The sequence below is a fragment of the Peribacillus sp. NPDC101480 genome (assembly GCF_050277335.1).
GTDB lineage: Bacteria > Bacillota > Bacilli > Bacillales > DSM-1321 > Peribacillus.
The window spans coordinates 341806-364453 of sequence record NZ_JBNNSB010000004.1 but is presented as its reverse complement, the minus strand read 5'-3'; the positions used below and the strand labels follow the sequence as shown (position 1 = coordinate 364453).

24 protein-coding genes are annotated in these 22648 nt (G+C 40.6%); 6 read left to right on the top strand and 18 right to left on the bottom strand.

What is annotated here, in order from left to right:
* Positions 1-29: 29 nt before the first annotated feature.
* Positions 30-1055, bottom strand: a complete 1026-nt coding sequence (locus tag ACQKMF_RS16100; RefSeq protein ID WP_230177563.1) for a SepM family pheromone-processing serine protease — start codon at positions 1053-1055, stop codon at positions 30-32.
* Positions 1045-1842 carry a patatin-like phospholipase family protein gene (locus ACQKMF_RS16095; protein ID WP_427574030.1) on the bottom strand — a complete coding sequence of 266 codons (798 nt, stop codon included), beginning with the start codon at positions 1840-1842 and terminating at the stop codon, positions 1045-1047. Before ACQKMF_RS16095 ends, ACQKMF_RS16100 begins: the two co-directional genes overlap by 11 nt.
* Before the next feature lie 309 nt (positions 1843-2151).
* On the opposite strand from ACQKMF_RS16095, the gene ylbJ reads away from it, so the two are divergent.
* Positions 2152-3369 (top strand): sporulation integral membrane protein YlbJ, encoded by a 1218-nt coding sequence (ylbJ, locus tag ACQKMF_RS16090; RefSeq protein WP_101224566.1) that lies wholly within the window; start codon positions 2152-2154, stop codon positions 3367-3369.
* A gap of 41 nt (positions 3370-3410) precedes the next feature.
* Here ylbJ and coaD read toward each other — a convergent pair whose 3' ends face one another.
* Both coaD and rsmD read right to left on the bottom strand, forming a co-directional pair.
* A complete protein-coding gene (gene coaD, locus ACQKMF_RS16085; RefSeq protein ID WP_098865200.1) occupies positions 3411-3902 on the bottom strand; it encodes a pantetheine-phosphate adenylyltransferase in 492 nt (163 codons plus the stop codon).
* Entirely contained in the window at positions 3903-4478 is a 576-nt protein-coding gene (rsmD, locus tag ACQKMF_RS16080) for a 16S rRNA (guanine(966)-N(2))-methyltransferase RsmD (protein WP_034313946.1), read from the bottom strand.
* 456 nt (positions 4479-4934) lie between these two features.
* Here rsmD and ACQKMF_RS16075 point away from each other — a divergent pair, with 456 nt between their 5' ends.
* Positions 4935-5324, top strand: a complete 390-nt coding sequence (locus tag ACQKMF_RS16075; protein ID WP_427574027.1) for a DUF7147 family protein — start codon at positions 4935-4937, stop codon at positions 5322-5324.
* A gap of 54 nt (positions 5325-5378) precedes the next feature.
* Here ACQKMF_RS16075 and ACQKMF_RS16070 read toward each other — a convergent pair whose 3' ends face one another.
* Positions 5379-5654, bottom strand: coding sequence for a YlbG family protein (locus tag ACQKMF_RS16070; RefSeq protein ID WP_048684554.1), 276 nt, complete (start codon positions 5652-5654; stop codon positions 5379-5381).
* Positions 5655-5791: 137 nt separating this feature from the next.
* Between ACQKMF_RS16070 and ACQKMF_RS16065 the strand changes: the two genes are divergently transcribed.
* Complete coding sequence (locus ACQKMF_RS16065) at positions 5792-6115, top strand: hypothetical protein (protein WP_402941716.1); 324 nt, start codon at positions 5792-5794, stop codon at positions 6113-6115.
* 170 nt (positions 6116-6285) lie between these two features.
* Here ACQKMF_RS16065 and ACQKMF_RS16060 read toward each other — a convergent pair whose 3' ends face one another.
* The 4 genes from ACQKMF_RS16060 to ACQKMF_RS16045 are packed head-to-tail and all read right to left on the bottom strand — an operon-like array spanning position 6286 to position 7968.
* On the bottom strand, positions 6286-6735 hold the full coding sequence (locus ACQKMF_RS16060; protein ID WP_063232132.1) for a YlbF family regulator: 450 nt from the start codon (positions 6733-6735) through the stop codon (positions 6286-6288).
* 60 nt (positions 6736-6795) lie between these two features.
* A complete protein-coding gene (locus ACQKMF_RS16055) occupies positions 6796-7221 on the bottom strand; it encodes a hypothetical protein (protein WP_101224563.1) in 426 nt (141 codons plus the stop codon).
* A gap of 60 nt (positions 7222-7281) precedes the next feature.
* Positions 7282-7524: a YlbE-like family protein gene (locus ACQKMF_RS16050; RefSeq protein ID WP_101224562.1), complete on the bottom strand. Its 243-nt coding sequence runs from the start codon at positions 7522-7524 to the stop codon at positions 7282-7284.
* A 12-nt stretch (positions 7525-7536) separates the two neighbouring features.
* A complete protein-coding gene (locus tag ACQKMF_RS16045; RefSeq protein WP_230177569.1) occupies positions 7537-7968 on the bottom strand; it encodes a YlbD family protein in 432 nt (143 codons plus the stop codon).
* Positions 7969-8080: 112 nt separating this feature from the next.
* Between ACQKMF_RS16045 and ACQKMF_RS16040 the strand changes: the two genes are divergently transcribed.
* A complete protein-coding gene (locus ACQKMF_RS16040) occupies positions 8081-8323 on the top strand; it encodes a hypothetical protein (protein ID WP_427574023.1) in 243 nt (80 codons plus the stop codon).
* 192 nt (positions 8324-8515) lie between these two features.
* On the opposite strand, the gene ACQKMF_RS16035 is transcribed toward ACQKMF_RS16040, so the two are convergent.
* Positions 8516-9550, bottom strand: coding sequence for a CAP domain-containing protein (locus ACQKMF_RS16035; protein WP_427574021.1), 1035 nt, complete (start codon positions 9548-9550; stop codon positions 8516-8518).
* Between the two features lie 346 nt (positions 9551-9896).
* Between ACQKMF_RS16035 and ACQKMF_RS16030 the strand changes: the two genes are divergently transcribed.
* The gene (locus ACQKMF_RS16030; RefSeq protein WP_101224559.1) at positions 9897-10259 is read left to right on the top strand and encodes a YugN family protein; all 363 of its coding nucleotides are present in this window, start codon (positions 9897-9899) and stop codon (positions 10257-10259) included.
* A gap of 110 nt (positions 10260-10369) precedes the next feature.
* Here the strand turns inward: ACQKMF_RS16030 and ACQKMF_RS16025 are convergent, their stop codons facing one another.
* From ACQKMF_RS16025 to cyoE, 7 genes are all read right to left on the bottom strand, one after another.
* Complete coding sequence (locus ACQKMF_RS16025; protein WP_057278459.1) at positions 10370-10831, bottom strand: DUF420 domain-containing protein; 462 nt, start codon at positions 10829-10831, stop codon at positions 10370-10372.
* A 206-nt stretch (positions 10832-11037) separates the two neighbouring features.
* Positions 11038-11949 (bottom strand): cytochrome c oxidase assembly factor CtaG, encoded by a 912-nt coding sequence (ctaG, locus tag ACQKMF_RS16020; protein WP_402942942.1) that lies wholly within the window; start codon positions 11947-11949, stop codon positions 11038-11040.
* Positions 11950-12090: 141 nt separating this feature from the next.
* Positions 12091-12426 carry a cytochrome c oxidase subunit IVB gene (ctaF, locus tag ACQKMF_RS16015; RefSeq protein WP_048684534.1) on the bottom strand — a complete coding sequence of 112 codons (336 nt, stop codon included), beginning with the start codon at positions 12424-12426 and terminating at the stop codon, positions 12091-12093.
* A 3-nt stretch (positions 12427-12429) separates the two neighbouring features.
* Complete coding sequence (locus tag ACQKMF_RS16010; protein ID WP_402941709.1) at positions 12430-13059, bottom strand: cytochrome (ubi)quinol oxidase subunit III; 630 nt, start codon at positions 13057-13059, stop codon at positions 12430-12432.
* Positions 13059-14930: a cytochrome c oxidase subunit I gene (ctaD, locus tag ACQKMF_RS16005; protein WP_402941707.1), complete on the bottom strand. Its 1872-nt coding sequence runs from the start codon at positions 14928-14930 to the stop codon at positions 13059-13061. The genes ACQKMF_RS16010 and ctaD overlap by 1 nt, the downstream gene beginning before the upstream one ends.
* A gap of 24 nt (positions 14931-14954) precedes the next feature.
* Entirely contained in the window at positions 14955-16037 is a 1083-nt protein-coding gene (gene coxB / locus ACQKMF_RS16000) for a cytochrome c oxidase subunit II (protein WP_427574018.1), read from the bottom strand.
* A gap of 254 nt (positions 16038-16291) precedes the next feature.
* Complete coding sequence (gene cyoE / locus ACQKMF_RS15995; RefSeq protein WP_101224553.1) at positions 16292-17230, bottom strand: heme o synthase; 939 nt, start codon at positions 17228-17230, stop codon at positions 16292-16294.
* 600 nt (positions 17231-17830) lie between these two features.
* On the opposite strand from cyoE, the gene ACQKMF_RS15990 reads away from it, so the two are divergent.
* On the top strand, positions 17831-18817 hold the full coding sequence (locus ACQKMF_RS15990; RefSeq protein ID WP_427574016.1) for a COX15/CtaA family protein: 987 nt from the start codon (positions 17831-17833) through the stop codon (positions 18815-18817).
* Between the two features lie 181 nt (positions 18818-18998).
* Here ACQKMF_RS15990 and pyc read toward each other — a convergent pair whose 3' ends face one another.
* Positions 18999-22436: a pyruvate carboxylase gene (pyc, locus tag ACQKMF_RS15985; protein WP_427574014.1), complete on the bottom strand. Its 3438-nt coding sequence runs from the start codon at positions 22434-22436 to the stop codon at positions 18999-19001.
* Positions 22437-22648: the final 212 nt, after the last annotated feature.

The window sequence follows — 22648 nt, the reverse complement described above, 5'->3', positions numbered from 1 at the left end:
CAAACAGTAGTTGACTGCCTGCGCTTTTTTCATTTTTCCTTTCCTTTCAGCTTCGTTAAATAGGCTATTGCATCATCAAAGTTGTCAACCGGTACGATCTTCATATCCGTGTCGATATCCTTTGCTGCAATGAGTGCATCTTCATAATTCGAACCTGCTGCTCCGTTTTCATTTGGGGCAAAGAATATTTCCGCTCCAGATTTATCGGCTGCAACTATTTTCTGTTGAATTCCGCCAATTGGACCGACTGTCCCATCATCAGACATCGTTCCCGTACCCGCTATGTCATAGCCACTTGTAAGATCGCCTTTTGTTAATTGATTATAAATCTCCAATGAAAACATTAAACCAGCCGAAGGACCGCCTATTTGTTCTGAATCTATGGCAATCGCCGGTTTTGTGATCACTTTTCGATTGTCATCCAGCGAAATGCCTATTCCGACCCTATTTGGGTCATTTTTAAAAGGCTGCAATGAAAGAACGGCCGTTTTCTCCGTCTCTTCCCGCTTATACACTATTTTCACTTCATCTCCAGCCTTTTTTCCGTTAATGTAGTCCATGAATTCCTGTGCAGACTTGAATTTAACGTCATCGACCTGTATGATTTGATCGCCCGCTTTCAGTTCTTTAGCTGCCGGCATTCCTTTTAGCACGTCCAAGACATATACACCCAGGTACTCGTAATCGACTTCTTTCCCTGCTTTTTCATATGCGATCTGAATGGCATTATTTTTAGAACCATCCATTAAGTGCAGCTGCCTGATATTATATTCTTCATCTGTTTCATCTTCGCTTCGAATGGAGGTTTCCGGATAAAGCTCCTGATATTTGCTCCATTTCGCCAGCATGTAGGAATATATATTCGCCCGGCCCATCCTTACAGTGGTTAACATAAAGCTTCCTTTTGCTTCATCTCCTCCGGACACCTCAATGATTGGCTCCAATTCTTTAGCCATTCCTGGTTTTGATACATAAAAAGGTAGGGAATAAAGGGCTGATGCTATGAGAAGTATAGCCACCACCAGGAAAGTGCGTACATATATTTTACGGCTCATCTTCAAAGGACTCCTTCCAAGTAACAATACACTGCTTAATTTGATCTATCTTACCTCTTGCAGCTTCTTCTCCAATACTAATTATTTCCTGAACGTTTGTAAATGATTTAGAGCTGTATTTCTCAACCCTGGGGCGTATCATGACGTCTGAAGCAAACTCCCTGCTTTTAACAAGTTCCATTTGCAGGATATCGAGGCTTTGCATGATGACATCATAGATGGAGTTTATCTCCATATCCTGTTTCACGTGGGCTACATCCACACCAATTATGATGTCTGCTCCCATATCCTTCACGACTGAAACAGGAACCCTGTCAACAACGCCGCCATCAACAAGCAGTCTGTTTCCGATTTTTTCGGGAATGAAAATGCCGGGAATGGAAATGCTTGCCCTTACAGCCGATGCGATTGGGCCTTCCTGAAAAATGACTTTTTCCCCAGTTTTTATATCAGTGGCGACGACCGCCACAGGAATATCAAGTTCTTCAAATTTCTTGCCATATGTAAATACCCTGATTAAATCCTTTGTCCGTTTACCCGAAATGAAGCCCATTTTAGGTATGGTGAAGTCTAAATAATACTTTCGCTTAAATGCACGGGACAACTTATACAGCCTCTCGATATCCGAACCCGCTCCATAAAAGGCTGCAACCATAGCTCCCATGCTGCTTCCAGCAATCATATCTATCGGAATGCCTTCTTGCTGTAATACCTTTATCACGCCAATATGTGCAAACCCCCTAGCTCCTCCTGACCCAAGTGCAAGCCCGACTTTTGGTTTCGACAAAGATATCCCTCCCGCTATAACTAGTTCAAAATATTGAAATAACACTCATTCAAAGTTATGGTCTTAAACGGATTTATAGAAGCATATTATTTATATTGACAGTGAAACAAGCATGGCAGATATAAACTATGCCAGCAAATAAAGTGCAGGGTTTCATTGAAATTCCATTGTGAGGAACATCCTCATTTATACATGTCGGAACAATCCACATTTCATCATGCGCTTACTTTTCGAGAAAAGGAAGTTCATATTTTATTATATACGAAACGAACTGCCCTTATTTAGTAACCTTCAAGAGGAGGCTGAATTTTGCTAAAATCAAAATCTAAAACAGTACTGTTAGCTACCTCCGTCACGATGATGGCAGTTGGCTTGATCATCTTCCCCCAAGAATCCTTTGAAGCTTCCAAAGGCGGACTCAATATTTGGTGGACAATTGTGTTTCCTTCGCTTCTACCTTTCTTGATTTTCTCGGAGTTATTAATCAGTTTTGGGGTTGTCAGGTTCATTGGTGTCATGCTAGAACCATTTATGCGTCCCTTATTCCGTGTACCAGGAGTGGGCGGTTTCGTTTGGGCGATGGGACTTGCATCAGGATTTCCAGCTGGAGCGAAATACACCGTGAGGCTTCGTCAGGAAGAACAATTGACCCGCATTGAAGCCGAAAGACTCGTTTGTTTTACTAATTCATCTAATCCATTGTTCTTGTTCGTTGCCGTTGCCGTAGGGTTTTTCCACAATCCTCATTTAGGGATCATCCTTGCACTTTCCCACTACCTAGGAAATTTTTGTGTAGGCATCATCATGCGTTTTTACCGTTGGAAAGAAGAAAAATCGCATACTAAAGTAATGACCAAGCTCCCCTCCATAAGACAAGCTTTTAGCCAAATGCATCGAACCAGAATAAAAGAAACAAGACCATTTGGCAGTTTACTTGGAGATGCGGTACTCTCATCCATCCAAACCCTATTAATGATCGGGGGATTCATCATTCTCTTTTCGGTGGTGAACAAGCTTTTATTTCACATGAACATTACCGGATTGCTAGCATCGTGGGTCGGAGGAATTTTACATATTTTTAATTTCCCGGATTCCTTAAGCCTCCCCTTCATATCAGGCATGTTTGAAATGACTCTTGGTTCAAAATTAACCAGTACGGTCGAAGATGCGACACTCTTTCAGCAAACTGTGATGACTAGTTTCATCTTAGCTTTCAACGGTTTCAGCATTCAAGCGCAGGTTGCCAGCATCATAGCCGCAACAGACATTCGTTTCACTCCCTTTTTTCTTGCTAGGATAGCACATGGCCTTTTGGCATCCATTATTACCATCTTGCTTTGGGAGCCATTCTATAAAGGCAATATGTACAGCGGCAGCCCGTTAAACGCATTCCCAGTCAGCGGATCCGGTGAACACGTGAATTCCCTATATCAGAACATGCTTGATTTCGGCCCCATTTTAACACTCTTGTTCTTGATCCTATACATCATCATATTTACCAAAAGGCTATTCAAAGGCCTTTCTTAAACCGAAAAAAAGAGCATTGCGCGTAGGCAATGCTCTTTTTTCTATCCTTTCAGTTCCTCGTACTTTTTGGCCAGGGCTTTCTGGACGACGTTTGGCACTAGTTCGGAGATATCTCCGCCATACTTCGCTACCTCTTTCACGATACTTGAACTCAAGAAAGAATATTGATTTTTCGTCATGATAAAGAATGACTCTATTTTATTGTTTAGGAATCGGTTCATCGAAGTTCCCTGCATTTCATATTCAAAGTCGGAAGTCGCCCTCAATCCCCTGATAATGGCATTCGCGGAAACGCTTTCAGCATAGTCGACCGTCAATCCCTGATAGAAATCCACTTTAACATTCGGCATATGGGCAGTCGCCTCAGTAATCAATTCCAGTCTCTCCTCCACTGTAAAAAGTGAATTTTTCGCTGAATTGTTCACGATGACCACATATACCTCATCAAAAACATTCGCTCCCCTTTGAATGATATCAAGATGACCAAAAGTTATTGGATCAAAACTCCCCGGACAAATCGCTATTTTGGACATTCATAGTTCCCCCTGTTCGTGTACATTTCCCCATTGATAAATCGTAACGGCAATGACGCCATAAACTTCTTTTCTCTTAACGGTAAAGTCACCAACTTTTTCTGGCAATGTAACATCATGGCCATGCTCACAAACAATGTATCCCATATCGTTCAGCAATCGGTATTTATGTATTTCTTCAAGAATCTCGACTAGCTTTTGTTTCTTATAAGGTGGATCAAGAAAAATCAATTCAAAAGTCATTTCCCTTTTCACCAAAGCCTTCAGTGCACGCTCTGAATCATTTTTATAAACTTCTGCACGGTCTGAAAACTTGCATAGTTCCAAATTGGCCTTAACCGTTTGATTTGCTTTAAAATCCCGGTCGACAAATATGGCTTTATCCATGCCTCTGCTTAACGCTTCAATTCCCAGTCCACCGCTCCCGGCAAACAAGTCGAGGACCAGCCCTCCTTCGAAATAAGGACCAATCATATTGAAAATGGATTCCTTGACTTTATCAGTAGTCGGCCGGGTTCCTGTACCCGGTACAGCCTTAAGTGGTCTTCCTTTGCAAATTCCGGAAACGACCCTCATAATCCTCACCACATTTTATGACAAATTTCTGTTACTTTCCTATCCTAACATATTAGAAAAAGCTAGCCAATATTTAAACCCATTTGGCTTCATTTCCAAGATGAAAATCAAAGTATCATTTCGGACCATGGATTCTTTTTATAAATCTTTTACATTTTGAATAATAATGTGGTTTTTGGCAATAATGTGAATAACAACATTCCTTTTTAGGTGTTGTTGCCAACCGCGGAGAAGGCTTACGTTTCCCCATAAGCTCTTCCTCCGGTTTCTCCTCTCCCTTTGCCTTCTGGTCCTTAGTTAGACATAGAAGGACCCTGCATATTTTTGCAGGGCTTTTTTTTGTTAAATCTCTGATATCTAAGTGTCTTTGTCATGCTTCATCAATGAAGTTGTCCTTCTCTTTTATGAGGGATAATGATAAAGTAATGAATAATAAGTTAGTTAGGAGAGGTTTAATTGATTCAACGTTTTATTGAAATTGGACAAGGATATTCCGATATATATGAGTTGCTGGAAGTAGGACGCAATCAGAAACATCGAGTTGCAAGGCTTTTGGCCATGCATACTACTATAAATGATAAAAAGGTAACGTCATTGGTAATCGTCATGCACCCAACGGATCCCGGGAAATTCCAGCCGCTTTACATTTGCCGCGAAGGTATACCGAACCCTCATGCCACCAAAAACAAACGCTATGAGCTTTTTGAGAGCTTGGCGGAGGAACTGGATAGACCGATTATTGAAATCGACGTGAAACCTTCGGTGCTCTATGCAGAAATCGAGTTGTACTACCAACACTTAATCGGCATTTTGCGAATGAATAGATATCTGCCCCCATTAGGTTGAGAAATGTTGATGCCCTGAAATGAAAAAGGCTGACTCCGCATGAGTCAGCTTTTTTTAAATTCCCATTTTATAATCATATTCTTTCGCTTTATCCGGTTTGGAGTTTTCGAACTCCACCTTCAAAAAAGGCTTGTAAGAAAGGTCCACTTTTTTAACGAACGAATAATTATTCAGCTTTTCCACTAGTGGCTCCACTTCATCCATATTCGTATAAAGCACCACATATTTCAACTTTTTTGAAACATAATGGATATTTCCAAATTTCCTAAGCATTTTGGCTTGTTTTAATGTATGTAAATAGACGATGATTCCCTGTCTCGCTCCAAGCATATCAATAACTCCCTTTTATAAAGGTTTTAACTAAGTGTAGCATAGCAGAATCTTTACTTTCAACCAAGAAAAAAGATTATAAACGAAATTCTCTCACTATTATGAATATAAACACTGTGAAGGGAGCCTAACAAACGATGGATTTAAACCAAATTTGGCATAAATTTATTGATCATCTATTAGATAATGAAGAAATTACACAAGCTTCGATAAAAAAGTTCACAGGTATACCATTTTTATATATCCATTATCATCCGGCTCAAAATAATAATAGTAAGCTTTCTTTGTTAATAAAAAAAGCCGCAAGCCTTTCAATGCGTGGCAAGCAGCTTCATTGTGAAACCATTTTCGTACGGCAGGAAGAACATTTATATGTATTCCGGCACCGTTTTTATGTGCCGCAGCAAAAGATGTTTTGCTGCGGCAACCTATGTCCGGATTGTATTTTATATCGCAGTTAATCCCTTTGTCACGTATCCGGAATATAAATAACAAGAAAATCTTTATACATTCATCGGTTCATTGAACAATGTCTCGACGAAGGTTCCTTACATGACACAGCCACCGAACTCCGTAGTAATTTCGAATTTCGATGGCTGCATTCAATATTGTTCACAATATGGCCATTACCTTAAGCAGAGCATCCGCAGCTTCCGCCGGTTCCGCAGCTTCCCGTTGAACATCCACCGGATGAAACAAAAAATGGATTCCCCGCTGGAGTTTTGACCTGTTCAGAAACAGCTCGGCCAATCCTTCCGCTTATTTCATCAAGAACGGATTGCAATTCGGTCTCAGCCCGCTTAAACTCAGCAACGGCAGGATGCATATCCATGTCTCGTTTAGCTTGCCTGGTTTCTAAATTGATGCGTTTATAATCCGGATGATATTTACCGAACCTTTGAACATCTTCAAATAGATCCTTTAGCGAAGTAAACTTGGAAATTTTCCGCTGGGCCTCTTTGTCGCTTTGTAATTTATATAAACTAAGGAGGTATTCTTCCCCTATTTCAGAATGAAGGATCATTTCAGCTAATCCATCAGCCTGTTGTAAAATGTCGATGATTTCCATAGTAGCAAGCATTAACAAGCTCACCTCCACAACCATTTTACCATTTCTCCCTGTTAGATGCTAATGGTTTGATTAAATCGAAGAAGTGATATGTACCTCAATCTCTTTTTGCAGCCCTGTTTTTTCACCTGAACCATTCAAAATCTCCAGCTTGATTTTATGCTTGCCATTCGGGACTTCCTTTAAGATAAATGCTGCCGTTTTCATATCGACTTTCTTTTGATTATCAATAAATACGGACACAGTTGCCAACTGTTCTGGATTTGATTCAGAAAAACCATAGTTTTTCAAGTAGCACTCTACATAGACAGAGTTGCCTTTTACAAAAGTTTTTACCCGAAAGTCCTCATCTGAATTTCGGATGCCCGATACAGTGGTGGCAGCTTTAAGTGTAGAAACACTCTGTATGGCTACTCCTGAATTCTCAGGTTCCGGTATTTTCTTCCCACAACCCGACGCTGCCATCAACACTGTTAGAGCCAATATCAACTTTCTCATTCCATCGTCCCCCTTTTGCCTTTATTGTTCGCCAAAAGGAGTAATTTACTCTTTTTTTCTTCATTCACCTGAAACATTCATCGCTTGAAACATATGAAGCATCATGGAGGCGACCTGAACGCTTTCCGAAAATTTAGAGACCCGATGCGGAATCGACTTTTCAAAATAATATTTCGCCTCGGTTTCAAACACATCCACTTCATGGGGATTACGCATTAACCTTCTGTACCATCCAGGCTGAACCCTCAAGTAATTTCGCATATCTTCGTTTGTTTGGATGAATTCATATATATTCTGACGCATGAAAAACCCTCCTTAATCTTTTGTGAATAAAAAAGGGTTAGCTCTCTGCTCTTTTTCTTTTGGGGGAGGACTTGTATCACCTGATTTATTCCCTTGGAAAGCAGATAGCACTCCTTGGATTGCACCGATGGCCTGATTGGCATTCGTAATATATTGTTGAATCTGCCCCATATCCATATTTTTAACTGCACTCATTAACGAACCGATCAACTCAGTGCTTTGGTCCCCCTTTTCGTCCGGCGGTGATGGGGATTCTGTATTCACTTTGGTCTCACCCACACTGCCTTCAGCCTGCCAGCGTGGATGATCATCCCCGAGTAAATACCACTCTTCAAAAAGTTCCTGCCATGTTGCTTGTTTGCTTCTCACTTCATTCACTAAATGAGGATGCTCCTTTACAAACTCCCGAAATCGATCCACGGAGGGCCGTTTTCTTTTTGCCATTACTCTCACCTCACACTTAGACATCGCCTATTGCACCATATGCTAAAGGTAAATAAAAAGTGCATCACATTCCATTTTAAATCCCATTGGATGTGTTCCAAAGCAAAAAAGGATGTATTTTCATGCGCGTGAATGTGACTTAATCAATGACATCCAGAACCTAGCTGAAGCTGCAGATGAAATAGAGTTATCTGATTCATCGGGAATTGTTTCAGGGTTAAAAGCCAAAGTAGAGCAAGGGAACCGCTCTTATTTTTCAATCCCGCTGCAATTAAATAAGGATGTAAGCGAACAGGGGACGACACTCACGATGTGTCCATGCCTGACACACCTCTTGATTGAACATGACTCATGAAGGCATGATGGCCACCTTCCGTTACTGCGGATATCCAAGTTCGTTACGTAATACCTTCCATTGCCGTTTGCGTGCAAATGCAAATTGACGTAGGCAAACTTATCATAGAGGGGAAGGTCCAGCGCGAGGATGGATGGGGAACTTTGCGCTATATCCAGAACAAGAAAACGGACCCAAACGGATCCGTTTTTTTTATCTCTTTATGAAATTCTGAGTGTAATACTTTTTATATACCCCGACGCCCAGACCTGTAAATTCCTCGTTCAGCATCGCATCCCGATGACCTTTGCTATTTAGCCAGCCTTCCATGACTGCAGCTGCGTCCACATAATTAGCCGCTATATTTTCACCTGCTGCCCTGTATTTTACATGACCTGCATCGAGACGCTTTTCCAAATCCCCATTTGTTTCAGAAACATGGGTTCCTTCAGGTGTGTCCGTCATTTCACGGCTATGAAGGTAGGCAACCCTTGCTGTTGGAGCATCCCATTCTAAAGGCTCCAAATCAAACCGGCTGCGCATTATATTCGTAATATCGAATATTTGCTGCTCATTGCCATCTTCCACTTTCGCCATGTCTTCCTCAGAAAGATCCTTAATTGTCACAAGCTCACCATGATAGGTCAACTCATACGGCTGTTGTTTCAATAGGGCCGAATCATTCAAAAATCGGATGCTTGAAACAGTCCCTGTGAATTTATCCAAATAAAGCTGAACATTGATATTCCCTAAATCAATCAACGGTCTCATGTTCATGTCTTCCTCCGACAATTCGAAACGATAGGAACTGTCACCCACTTCAATATCAACAGTAGGTTCCACATATAAGCTGGAATAGATGGCATCAATCGATTGTCCAATTTTAAAAGGAGCGACATTGACCTCATCACCGATCCCATAAGCAGATACCACTTTTCCATTTTCAACGGCTAATTGAAAATAATTATTATAATTCTTTTTATATACCCACCATTCATATCCATATGCGGACATATCAATTCGATCTGGCTTACCGTATTCCTTTTCTATCTCTTTTGCATTTTTCCCGATTGTTACTGCCAGACCTTCTGTCACTTTAGTAACCCCATCCTTTTCAGAGGAAGGGCTTTTTTCATTTATATGTCCATTGGGGTTAACACCTTTGTTACCATCAATAAGAGGGTTCCCTTCATCTTCATCGCCGATATTAAGATAAATACCGATTACGAAAAAAATAACGATCAACACCAACACCTTACCTAAATTGCGCAGAGGAACACTCCCTCTCTCTATCTAATTTATGTATCCAATGCAAAAAACCTTTCTTTCCTGATTATATCACTGTTCAATCATAATTTTCTAATTTACGATAGACTGCCCCTTCATTAAATTTATTTTTAAAATGGAACTTTTGTGAATGATTGAAATACCATGGTTGAGTTCATTGCAACTTCCACCATTTCGTACTATTATAAAATATAGGATAAAATGGTATATTATAAACATACTTGGAGATTTTTAATATATTCATGTACATAATATTTTCCCGGTATGTCATTTTAATTCCCAATAGTAAACATAGGAGGTACTACTCGTGAAATTTGAAAGCTTTGGAATCGAAAACATCACAGCCGACTTAAACCGATTAGATGACCTAATGCCGCAATATGGTTTAATACGTGCAGAACAATGGGATTACGAAAGAGTCAGTTACGATCGTAAGTTCGAATTAAAAGAAGGCACGTTTTACCTGAGAATACTTGGCTATGCTACAGAGGGCGATGTAGGCTCTCACAGGGCCGTCATTAAACTTATGGTCCCTCTATTAGGAAAACACTATTATCCACACGGAGTTGAATATGGTGAAGGAGAGGATTTCCCTGCATCACTAGTTAAACAAAGTGAAAAAATCCTCTCTCAAATCAAAGAAGAACTTACACAATTCAACGGCCTGTAAAAGCCGTAAGTTAAAAGTGAGGTAAAAAGAGAGATCATGTGTGATGCTCTCTTTTTTTCGTATCCATTACAAAAGCCTGATGCTTTTTTGCACCAGGCTTTTTCGTTATTTTAAAATCCCAGGATCGCCTTTATTAAAGATGTTGTTTCGCCGCCATGATAAATGACATAAAGCAGGATGTAAACAGCTACACCAGTAATCCCAGTGAAAAACCAAATGATGCTTGTAGCAGGTCCGATTTTTTTATGAATGGCGAATTTACCTTTAAAACCAGTGGTAAGCATGATGATTCCCAAAACTGCTCCAGTTGTCGCAAGCGTTATATGGAAGATCAAAAAAATTGTATAATAAATTTTAATGTCATCAGGTCCGCCAAATGACGTACTGCCAATGAAGACCGTCCGGGAAAGATATATAGTGAAAAAGATTACCGCAAAAACCGCAGCCGCCATCATGGTTTTTTTATGGGTCTCGATTTTGCGTTGTTTAATTTGATACCAGCCTATTGCAACAGTGATTGCACTTAATACAATGAAAGCTGTACTTATCGTTGGAAGGATTGGTAAAGACATATGTATTGTAGTCCTCTCTATATTTATTAATCAACTACCATTTTATAAGAGGCAATCATAAAATTCAATAAAATCAAGGATTATTAACAGAATGCTCACTTTTATAGAATAGCCAAGTCGAATCACTGGCTATTTTCTTTAAATCAAAAAACAGGCAAGGCAGATAAAAGACTTGTCCGTCCCAAGACAAGTCTTTTATCGTACAATTATTCTACAGTCTGAAAATCCGAAGGTATCGGATCGATATCATTTTGGCCGCCATTCTCCTTTTTGAACCAAGCAAAGAAAATGACACCTAATACATAGCCTAAAACGATTTCTTGGATCACCTTCATCAGAACCCCGCCAAGCTGTTGATCCTCAAGCAATGGCAGTCCATTGAACATTTCCGGGCCACTGAGCGTTAAGCCTGACAGTGCTGAAGCCGGAACGCAAAGTTCCATGGCACTCGCCCAAGATTCCGCATTGGTAAATGTATCATACATCGGATCATTAGCAAAAATGATCAAAGCGCAAGCAGGGGTCATTAGAATGCCACTTCCGAAAATATAAGCTACTTTTTTCACACCTGACAGACTTTCACGTTCCGGAAGTTGATTGACAAGCGGGAACCACATCAAAACGGCAGTGGTAAATAAAAGGACCGTGTATCCGGCATGAAACCACATCCCCGTTTTGATAAAGTCGAACACTAACGGGATATGGTACAACGAGAAAAGAACATTAAACAGTAAAAGGGCGACAAGAGGTCTAGTGAAAAATTGAAATAACGGCTTCACTCCCCTTGAGTTTATGAAAGTTCTCATAAGCCAATCTGGAATCGCTATGATAAATAAAGGCGGAATCACGAGATAGAGCAGTGCCATTTGAAACATGTGGGCACTGAACATGATATGGCTCAATAAATCCAGTGGTGATCCTTTTACTGCATATAGAAGGAACATGGCTATCAAAAAATAAGTTGCCTGTTTAACGGATAGCACTGAACTGCCCGAAAACTTCTCCCCTTTTTTTGTCACCAGCCAAAAATAGCCAACGGTTATAAGTACGAGGACGGCAAAATAATAAGGACTCCACAAAGCGCGAAATCCGAAAATATCAATAGACAAAAAAATCACCTCGTTCATAAACTTTTTCTTACTTTCATTATACCTAAAATGAAACATGGTAACAAATATAGATAAACTTGGATTCTTTTTCTAGCTAATCAACACATAAAGAAAACCGGCTATCATTCAATAGCCGATTTCCTTTATGGTCTATAGCCAAACAATCGTTGTGAACACAAGGACAGTTATCAAACCGACTGCAAGGCCCGAAAATAAGAACAATGCAATGGTGCCATGCCCTTTATGTTTCATGTGCATGAAATAATACAATTGGAAAATCACTTGTACAACTGCCAGCAGCAAAATGACTGGTTTAATGAACCAATGTGAAAAACCCTCGATTCCTACAGCAGCAAAAGCAAGTAATGTAAAGAAAATCATAAGTGTAAATGATATCACTTGGTGTTTCATCTCTTCAGCATTTTTCTTACGGCGATATTTTAAATCGACATTCGGGTTCGCTGAATTTGATTGTTCATTCGCCATCAGTTATCCCACCATTCCCATTAAGTATACGACAGTAAAGATAAACACCCAGACTACGTCAATGAAATGCCAATAAAGACTTGCAACAAAAAATTTAGGAGCGTTATACAAATTCAAGCCCCTTCCTGCATTACGCACCATAAGACATATGATCCAAACCAAACCGAAAGCAACGTGTCCTCCGTGAAAACCAACTAACGTATAAAACGCGGAGCCGAAGGCACTGCTCGTAAATGTATGATGGAATTCATGAACATAGTGATTAAATTCATAAATCTCGAGTCCAAGAAAACCAAATCCAAGTGCAACCGTAATCACAAGCCAAGCCTGCATTTGTTTGAAATGGTTATTTTTCATATGGTACATCGCATACACACTAGTCAATGAACTGGTCAATAACAGCATGGTTGCAACAAAAGTAAGCGGTAATTCGAATAAATCTTTAGCTAGGGCTGCATCACCATTTGGAACTTTATCCTTCAATGCTAGGTAAGTTGCAAATAGTGAGGCGAATAATACCGTCTCTCCACCAAGAAACAACCAGAATCCCAAATACTTATTTTTACCTTCTAAAGTCGCTTTCTCGGGAGAAGCAGGCCAAGTAGCATCCGTGAATCTTTCATCTGCTTGCATTATGCCTTACCTCCCTTGTCTTTATCGTCCATAAGGTCTTCTTTATGAATATGGTATCCATGATCGTCCTTAACGGAACGGATAAACATTGAACCAAATGTTACCAAAAGTCCAACAATCATTATAGGCAGGGTCCATGTCTTATCATCCATATGGTATAAAGCACCGAATGCGGCGATAAATAAACCGGATGCAATCGTTAAAGGAAGAATGGATGAATTGGGCATATGGATATCCCCAAGTGGTTCTGCAGGAGTCATTTCCTTTTTCCCTTCCATTTTTTCAACCCAGTAAGGATCTAATCCGCGGACAAGCGGCAGTTGTTTAAAATTATAAAACGGCGGTGGTGATGGAATGGCCCATTCCAGTGTACGGCCATCTCCCCAAGGATCATTGCCGACTTTTTCATTCTTCACAGATGTAATGATGATATTGATGACCATAACCAAGACTCCAAATGCCATCAAAAAGGCTCCAACAGTACTAATCATATTACCTGTATTGAACCCTTGATCGTCCAAGAATGTAAATACGCGGCGAGGCATCCCCATCAAACCTAAGAAATGTTGAATGAAGAATGTTAAATGGAAACCAATCAAGAACGTCCAAAATGTGATTTGCCCCAATTTTTCGCTTAACATTGTTCCAAACATCTTCGGCCAATAGAAATTGATTCCAGCCAGTAAACCTAATACAACCCCACCGACGATTACATAGTGGAAATGAGCAACAACGAAATAACTGTCATGGTATTGATAATCAGCAGGTGCAGATGCGAGCATGATACCTGTCACGCCACCCATTGTAAATGTAGGAATAAAGGCAACTGCATAAAGCATCGGAACCGTGAACTTGACGCTTCCTCCCCACATCGTAAAAATCCAGTTGAATATCTTAATACCCGTCGGTACGGCGATAGCCATGGTCGCCACGGCAAAGATTGCATTTGCGATCGGACCTAGACCAGTGGTAAACATATGATGCGCCCAAACCATGAAACCTAAGAAACCGATTAAAACGGTTGCAAATACCATCGATGAATAACCAAACAATCTTTTTCTGGAGAATGTAGCGAAAATTTCGGAAAAAATACCGAACGCCGGAAGAATCAGGATATAAACTTCCGGGTGACCGAATATCCAGAATAAATGCTCCCAAATGATCGTATTCCCGCCTGCTGCTACATCAAAGAAATTCGCTCCAAACATCCGATCGAACATCATTAACACCAATCCCACGGTAAGCGGAGGAAAAGCGAATAATATCAATGCAGAAACAACGAAAGTTGACCAGGTAAACAGCGGCATACGCATATATGTCATACCAGGCGTACGCATATTAATAATGGTAACAAGGAAATTGATCCCTGCAATTAGTGTTCCAAAACCTGAAATTTGTAGTCCGAGGACGTAAAAATCAATGCCATGGCCTTCGGAGTGCAGGGAAAGTGATGCATACGATGTCCAGCCTGCATCTGGAGCCCCCCCTAAAAACCATGAAAGATTCAGAAAGACTCCTCCAAAGAAAAACAACCAAAAACCTAATGAGTTCAAAAATGGGAACGCAACATCACGTGCCCCTATCTGTAATGGTACAACCGCATTCATAACAGCAAATACCAATGGCATGGCCGCCAGAAATATCATTGTCGTACCGTGCATGGTCAATATTTCATTATAAAATCCGGCACTTACGAAGTCATTATTTGGGATTGCAAGCTGGATACGGATAAACATCGCTTCCAAACCGCCGATTACAAAGAATAACCCGCCAGAGATAAGATATAAAATGGCGATTTTCTTATGGTCTACCGTCGTAAGATAATCCCAAAGCGTAGCGCCAAATCCTTTTTTATTAGCGTACGTACTCACGATTTAACCTCCTTAATCAATGCTCTATTTGTCTTCCACCTTAAGCTCTAATAAATAAGCTGCCAGTGCATTAATATCTGAATCCGAAAGTTCGCCGTAAGTACCGGTCATCGTGTTGCCCGGTTTATACTTCTCAGGATCCTTGATCCATTTTTTCACATTTTCTTCCGTATGATCCAATACGCCAGCCACTTTTTGACGTTCACCGAATGTAGCAAGGTTCGGAGCCTGACGAGCAGCTTCAGGCCTGCTGTCATTTGGTGTCACCGCATGGCAGCCTATACAACTTTGATTAAAGACATCTTCACCCTGTTTGGCTAGATCACCTTCAACGACAGGTTCCTTCGCGGCTTTCATATCTTTAGTCCAAGCTTCAAAATCGCTTTTGGTCTTCGGTACGACCTTAAAATCCATCAAAGCATGTGAAGGACCGCAAAGTTCAGCACATTTTCCGTAAAACAAGTTGTTCGAATCTTCTGCCTTTTTACTATCGAATTCTAAGAAAAACTGGTTGACCCCTTCTGTATTGGTATCCATCTTTCCTCCGACAGACGGTACCCAGAATGAATGCTTAACATCTGAAGCAGTTAGATTGAAGTACACTTTTTGATCGGTTGGCACAACCAAATCCTGACTAGTTACAACGCCAAGGTCCGGATATTCAAACTCCCACCAATAAAGGTTCGCCCTGACATTCACGACAAGTGCATTCTTCGTTTTTCCATCCTTATCTTTCTTATCCATTGCCTTTGTGTCGGCTAAGTCGAAAGTCGTGACGACGGTTGGAACAGCCAGAACAATTAAAAGAAGGATAGGAATAACAGTCCAGATAATTTCGAGTTTATGACTTCCTTCAATTTGTTTCGGTATTGTTTCGTCGCCTTCCTTCCGACGGAAGCGTAGTAAAACTACAACGAACAAAATAATCACAACAATAATAACCAGTACCATGATTAGTGTACTCAATATCAGTAAGTCATACTGAGATTGCGCAACATCGCCAGCTGGCTTCAGTGCGGATAGAAATGGTTCGCCGCAGCCCGAAAGGACAAGTCCTACAATACCCAGCAGAGCAATTAGGCGCCATTTGTGCAGCCTTTTTTTCATAGCTTCAGAAACCCCTCTTTCGTCAAAATTTTCTCACAAAAATAAAAATGGGCGCAATTGCGAATATTCTCTCTATGTCAATTTCTAAAAAAGAAAGAATCCCTAAACTAAGGAATTATTAAGATGATCCATGTAACCGCTCTTATGTATGACTCCGTTGGTTCCGTTAATATGTATGAGTGGCGGTCAGTGCAATATATATCAGTAAGCTGGAGCCTGTATAAGAACAGGCCGCCAGCTTATTTTAACCAAAACTAGATGAGAGTGACAATAACCATCGCTACAAATAAAATGGTCATATAATTTAAAGAATATACAAACATGGATGTTGCCCATTTAACATCATCTTTCTTTTTATACCCCTTAATTCCCAAAATAAGCCACCCCGTGCTCAATAATGCAGCAAGAATAACTAGCGGAGTTCCTAATGGAGTTAAAAAGAAAGGAACGAACATTAAACAGACGATCCATAGCATGATCGACCTTTTTGCGGCCTTGAAGCCTTTTACGACCGGAAGCATAGGTACCCCGGCTGCACGATATTCTTCGACACGCCTCATTGCTAGTGCATAAAAATGAGGCGGCTGCCACAAGAACATGATCGCGAACAGGACCCAGGCGATCTTATCAAGGCCCGGGTCGACTGCAGCCCACCCGATAAGTGGAGGCACGGCTCCGGATATACTGCCTATAATCGTATTCGATACAAATCTACGCTTGAAAACCATGGTATATAAAACAACATAGGCGAAGACGCCGAATGCACCTAGTATGGCAGTTGTCATATTAGTCAATGCAAGTAAAATCAGCCCTGCAGCAATTAAGCCGAAACTTAACGCCAATACCTTTGAAGGCTGTACTTTTCCAGTTACCGTTGGACGGTTTTTCGTTCTTTCCATTAAATGATCGATATCTCGGTCATAATAATTATTGAAACTGCAAGATCCAGCCATAATGAGCGCCGAACCTGCAAGTGTATAAAACACTACATCTAGATTGTTTAAGAAGCTAAGCCCCGAAAAATGAAGAGCTAACCACACGCCGGTAAAAGCTGTAATTATATTTGAATTGACAATCCCCACTTTTATAAGTGCGAGAAAATCCTTCCAAGCTGTTGTTTCAGGTATATCCGATTGAAGGGCGGCTTTACTGTCCTCCATGACAGCTTCTGACAAACCCCTTGTTTCTGACATTTGTTTTCCTCCTTTAAATCATTCAGCACAGACGCAAATGCAAAAAAATACTTACATATGCTATAGAACATTATTTCATACTTTTCGATATTTGTAACCAAGGAAGCGTAAACAAAAAGTAAATTATTTACCAATGACCGTTGTCAATGGAATCCATCGAGAGCTATCATTCTTAATATCATGCTTAATAACAGTAAAATTTAGTAAAATCATTTCTTCAATATATTAAAACACATTTTTGGAAGCTTTTGTGAAAATTTTTCGGATAATTTTTGACCAATTTGTGTCTCAATAATTTACTGCTGTTAATTAGATGTTCATCAAGAACATGAATAGTATGCTGTTATCATCATCCCCTAGGCTCTATCCCTATTTTGCTCCTACTTGAAGGTTTACACTCCCTTTATTTCTATCAAAGTCTTTTGCAACTTTCAACTATTTCAGGCATTTTAATTAATAGCTATAATATAAACTGAACTTGTAAAATCATTCTATTTTGTGTAATATCGAGGAAGTTCGACAAATATTATGAAAAACCTTATGCTATTATTAATTTTAAGAACAATCCTATTTGCTACAGAGAAAAAGGTGGGACTACTAGTGAAATCGTCTCTTAAATGGTTTGCTGTTTTAACAACGATTGTAATGCTTTTCATCTTACTTGGTGGAGCTTTAGTCACGAAGACGGATTCCGGCATGGGTTGCGGCAGGTCCTGGCCATTGTGCAATGGCCAATTGATCCCGGACAAAATCACGATTGAATTGGTCATTGAGCTTTCCCATCGGCTCGTTTCAGGTGCTGGAGGATTCTTGGTTTTAATTTTATCTTATATGTCTTGGAAAAAAATCGGCCATATCCGTGAAGCGCGTTTCTTATCCGTCCTTTCTTTTGGTTTTCTGTTACTGCAAGGGTTGATTGGAGCCGCTGCCGTCATTTGGTCACAATCCGATTTCGTCCTTGCCCTTCATTTTGGCATATCGCTCATTTCCTTTGCATCCGTCTTTTTACTGACATTGTTGATTTTTGAAGTAGACAAGAAGTTCGAAGCCGAAAAACTTATAGTTGACAAACGTATGAAATTCCATATTATTGGCGTATTGATTTTTTGTCTGGCAGTCGTCTATACGGGTGCTCTTGTAAGGCATACAGAATCCAGTCTTATCTGTAAGGATTGGCCTTTATGTGTAAATGACAGCGCTGCACTCCCCTCCAACCTTTATGAATGGATTCAAATGGGGCACCGTGCAATGGCAGGCGCTATTTTCATTTGGGTATCATATGTGGCTTATATCGCCAAAAAACATTACAAAAATCAAAAAGTTTTATATGGCGGTTGGATTGCTGCATTCATTCTCGTATTTTTACAGGTCACCGCTGGAGCCTTTATCATTTTCTCAAGGCAAAACTTATATATCGCATTGACACACGCATTGTTCATTGCCTGCTTTTTTGGTGTAATGAGCTATTTGATGCTATTGACATCAAGAAGTAAAAAAAATGCCCTAGCTCAGCAAAAAGGGAACTCCACGCACGCAGTCAAAGGACAGGATGAACAGGATATAACACCAACGGTACCCGCCCGTTAATGTCTGATTGTTCAATCAATAATTCAAAAAGACAAAACAAAAACCACCATTCCCGGGAATGGTGGTTTTTGTTTTGTCTCAAGATGCCCGTACATTGCCTAAAAAGAGGGTACAGAGCAGCTTGAATTCTCAAGCATACCCCATAATACCCCAAATCATTACAAGGTCACAGTTAGCTAGATTACTTAGTTATTTCAATCAATAAGTCTCCAGTACTGATCGCTTCTCCATCTTTAACATAAATATCTTTAATGGTCCCGGAGAATGGTGCTTGCACGGTAGTTTCCATTTTCATCGCTTCCGTAATGATTAGGTGATCACCCTGCTTGACCTGATCGCCTTTCTCGACCACTACGCGAATAACCGTACCTGGCATTGTCGCACCGAGTTGTTCTTTATTTTTTGGGTCTGCTTTCATTTTTGATACAACGGAAGATTTAATGTTTTCATCCTTGATGATCACTTCACGTGATTGACCATTCAACTCAAAATAAACGACCCTTGTTCCATCAGCCAATGGCTGACCGATTGAAACCAATTTTACGATGAGCGTTTTACCCTTTTCAATTTCAACTTCGATTTCTTCCCCTAGCCTCAAGCCATATAAGAAAGTAGCGGTATCGAGGTTGGAAACATCTCCAAACAGCTCAATCGTTTTATTGTAATCCAGGAATACTTTTGGATATAGGGCATATGCAAGCACATCGAAATCAGTGACTGCCCGTCCCAGTTCCTTGAATAGTTCTTCTTTAAGTGCTGCAAAGTCCACTTCTTCCAATAATTCACCCGGTCTTACTGTTATAGGTTTCTTCCCTTTCAGGATAACTTCCTGAAGCTCTTTAGGGAATCCCCCAACTGGCTGACCTAGATAGCCTTCGAATAACTCTATGACTGAATCAGGGAAATCGATGGAATTTCCTTTTGTCAGAACATCTTCTTCAGACAGGTTATTTTGTACCATGAATAAAGCCATATCCCCAACAACTTTGGATGAAGGAGTTACTTTAACGATATCGCCGAACATTACATTGACGCGCTGGTACATCTCTTTCACTTCATGCCAGCGGTCTCCCAGCCCCACTGCTTTGGCTTGCTGCTGCAGATTACTATATTGACCGCCTGGCATCTCGTGCTTGTAAACCTCGATATGAGGTGCATTCATGCCGCTTTCGAAGTCATGATAGAATTTCCTGACCTCTCCCCAGTATTCTCCTAAACGCTCTAGAGAATCGACTTCCAATTTAGGCTGTCTGCTTGACCCCTCCAATGCATAAAGAAGTGTTTGTACACTTGGCTGCGAAGTCAGTCCAGCCAAAGAACCTATCGCCGTATCAACGATATCCACACCAGCTTCGATCGCTTTAGAATACATGTAAATGCCATTTCCGCTTGTATCATGAGTATGCAGATGGATCGGAAGGGATGTCGATTCTTTCAATTCCGATACAAGGCGGTAAGCAGCTTCAGGTTTCAAGAGGCCGGCCATATCCTTGATCGCTAAAATATGGGCACCGGCTTGTTCTAATTCCACCGCCATATTTTTATAGTATTGGATATTATACTTGCTCCGTGATGGGTCATTCAAATCCCCTGTATAACAAATGGCAGCTTCCGCAATTTTGCCTGATTGACGAACTGCATCAATAGCCAATTCCATTCCTTTAACCCAGTTTAAACTATCGAAGATACGGAAAACGTCAATGCCTGCATCCGCTGATTTCTCTACGAATTCACGAATGACATTATCAGGGTAATTTTTGTAACCAACCGCATTTGAAGCCCTTAATAGCATTTGCAAAAGGACATTCGGAGCTTTTTTCCTGAAACTTAACAGCCTGTCCCATGGATCTTCTTTCAAGAAGCGATATGCGACATCAAAAGTTGCCCCGCCCCACATTTCCATTGAAAATAAATCAGGAAGGAGTTTTGCTGTAGGCTCAGCGATATCAAGGATATCTTTCGACCTGATTCTCGTCGCCAGTAAAGATTGATGTGCATCACGGAAAGTCGTATCGGTGATCAATACCTCTTTCTGTTCTTTAATCCATTTGACCAGTCCCTCTGCACCTTGCTCTTCAAGTATATTTTTTGTACCAGAGATAAGCGGCAGACCACCAACATTCGGAATCGGAGCTGGATCAAAAACCGGCTTTTTCTTTTTCTCGACTCCCGGGAATCCATTCACGGTCACATTTCCGATATATGAAAGCATTTTTGTCCCACGGTCTTTCCTGATTGGGAAGCTAAATAATTCCGGTGTTGTATCAATGAATGATGTATCATATTCCCCATTTATGAATTTTTCATGTTTAACAACATTTTCAAGGAAGGGGATATTAGTTTTAATTCCACGAATCCTGAATTCCTTAAGGTTACGAACCATTTTGGAAGCTGCCTGCTCAAATGAAAGCGCATGAGTCGAAAGTTTAACGAGAAGGGAATCATAATATGGTGTGATGACCGCACCTTGGAACCCATTCCCTGCGTCCAGACGAACACCGAATCCCCCACCGGAACGGTAAACCATCATTTTCCCGGTATCGGGCATGAAATTATTCAATGGGTCCTCAGTCGTCACCCTTGATTGAATCGCATATCCATGAGTTTTAATTCCCGCTTGTTCGGGAATCCCGATCTTTTTGCCATGGAGCTCATGCCCTTCAGCTACCATGATTTGAGATTGAACGATGTCAATGCCCGTAATCATTTCAGTAATGGTATGCTCAACCTGTACCCGTGGATTGACTTCAATAAAGTAAAATTCGCCATTTGCGACAAGGAACTCGACCGTACCAGCGTTCACATAATCAATATTTTTCGCCAACTTGACGGCTGCCTCACAAATCCTTTCCCTTAAATCTTCGGAAAGGGAAACGGAAGGTGCCACTTCCACAACTTTTTGATGCCGTCTCTGAACGGAACAGTCACGTTCATATAAATGGACGATATTCCCATGAGTATCAGCCAAAATCTGAACTTCGATATGCTTCGGATTTTGTATGAATCTCTCTACATAGACTTCATCATTACCAAAAGCTGCTTTAGCTTCTGATTTTGCGCGATCATAAGCCTCTTCAACTTCTTCGATTTTTTCGACAATCCGCATTCCGCGTCCGCCGCCGCCTAAAGAGGCTTTTATAATAATTGGAAAACCATATTGTTCACCAAATTCCTTGACTTCTTCAACACTGGTCACCGGTCCATCGCTACCAGGGATAACCGGAATATCCGCCAGTTCAGCTTGTGTTCTGGCTTTCACTTTGTCACCAAACATATCTAGGTGTCTTGATTCTGGTCCGATGAAGATTATGCCCTCTTCCTCACAACGTTTCGCAAATTCAATATTTTCTGAAAGGAAACCATAACCTGGATGAATCGCATCGACTCCGCTCATTTTGGCAATCGCAATTATGCCTTCAATATCCAGATATGCATCAATCGGCTTTTTGCCTTCCCCGACCAAATATGCCTCATCCGCTTTATATCTGTGGTAAGAACCATAATCTTCCTTTGAATAGATTGCAACTGTGTGAATGTCTAATTCCGTACATGCACGAAAAATCCTTATCGCTATTTCCCCACGATTTGCCGCAAGTACTTTTTCTATACGTTTCGCCATTGCTACCACCCTAATCAATATGTATTTTTATTGAATATATAGAAAAAAAGCGTGAAAGATTTCCACCACTTTTTATTCATGAATTGATTTCCCAAATAAGGAGTCCAATCTGATTAAGCTCATTTTATCGCTGATGTAATTATTTCGATATATTTTATATTTTCAATTTTTACATTCGATAAAGTTTAAAAAGAGCCCTATACCATTAACAA

Coding starts and splice junctions, on each gene's coding strand:
- ACQKMF_RS16100 (WP_230177563.1), bottom strand. CDS start 1,055: ATGAGCCGTAAAATATATGTACGCACTTTCCTGGTGGTGGCTATACTT.
- coaD (WP_098865200.1), bottom strand. CDS start 3,902: ATGTCCAAAATAGCGATTTGTCCGGGGAGTTTTGATCCAATAACTTTT.
- rsmD (WP_034313946.1), bottom strand. CDS start 4,478: ATGAGGGTCGTTTCCGGAATTTGCAAAGGAAGACCACTTAAGGCTGTA.
- ACQKMF_RS16070 (WP_048684554.1), bottom strand. CDS start 5,654: ATGCTTGGAGCGAGACAGGGAATCATCGTCTATTTACATACATTAAAA.
- ACQKMF_RS16065 (WP_402941716.1), top strand. CDS start 5,792: ATGGATTTAAACCAAATTTGGCATAAATTTATTGATCATCTATTAGAT.
- ACQKMF_RS16060 (WP_063232132.1), bottom strand. CDS start 6,735: ATGCTTGCTACTATGGAAATCATCGACATTTTACAACAGGCTGATGGA.
- ACQKMF_RS16055 (WP_101224563.1), bottom strand. CDS start 7,221: ATGAGAAAGTTGATATTGGCTCTAACAGTGTTGATGGCAGCGTCGGGT.
- ACQKMF_RS16050 (WP_101224562.1), bottom strand. CDS start 7,524: ATGCGTCAGAATATATATGAATTCATCCAAACAAACGAAGATATGCGA.
- ACQKMF_RS16045 (WP_230177569.1), bottom strand. CDS start 7,968: ATGGCAAAAAGAAAACGGCCCTCCGTGGATCGATTTCGGGAGTTTGTA.
- ACQKMF_RS16040 (WP_427574023.1), top strand. CDS start 8,081: ATGTATTTTCATGCGCGTGAATGTGACTTAATCAATGACATCCAGAAC.
- ACQKMF_RS16025 (WP_057278459.1), bottom strand. CDS start 10,831: ATGTCTTTACCAATCCTTCCAACGATAAGTACAGCTTTCATTGTATTA.
- ctaF (WP_048684534.1), bottom strand. CDS start 12,426: ATGGCGAATGAACAATCAAATTCAGCGAACCCGAATGTCGATTTAAAA.
- ACQKMF_RS16010 (WP_402941709.1), bottom strand. CDS start 13,059: ATGCAAGCAGATGAAAGATTCACGGATGCTACTTGGCCTGCTTCTCCC.
- coxB (WP_427574018.1), bottom strand. CDS start 16,037: ATGAAAAAAAGGCTGCACAAATGGCGCCTAATTGCTCTGCTGGGTATT.
- cyoE (WP_101224553.1), bottom strand. CDS start 17,230: ATGTCAGAAACAAGGGGTTTGTCAGAAGCTGTCATGGAGGACAGTAAA.
- pyc (WP_427574014.1), bottom strand. CDS start 22,436: ATGGCGAAACGTATAGAAAAAGTACTTGCGGCAAATCGTGGGGAAATA.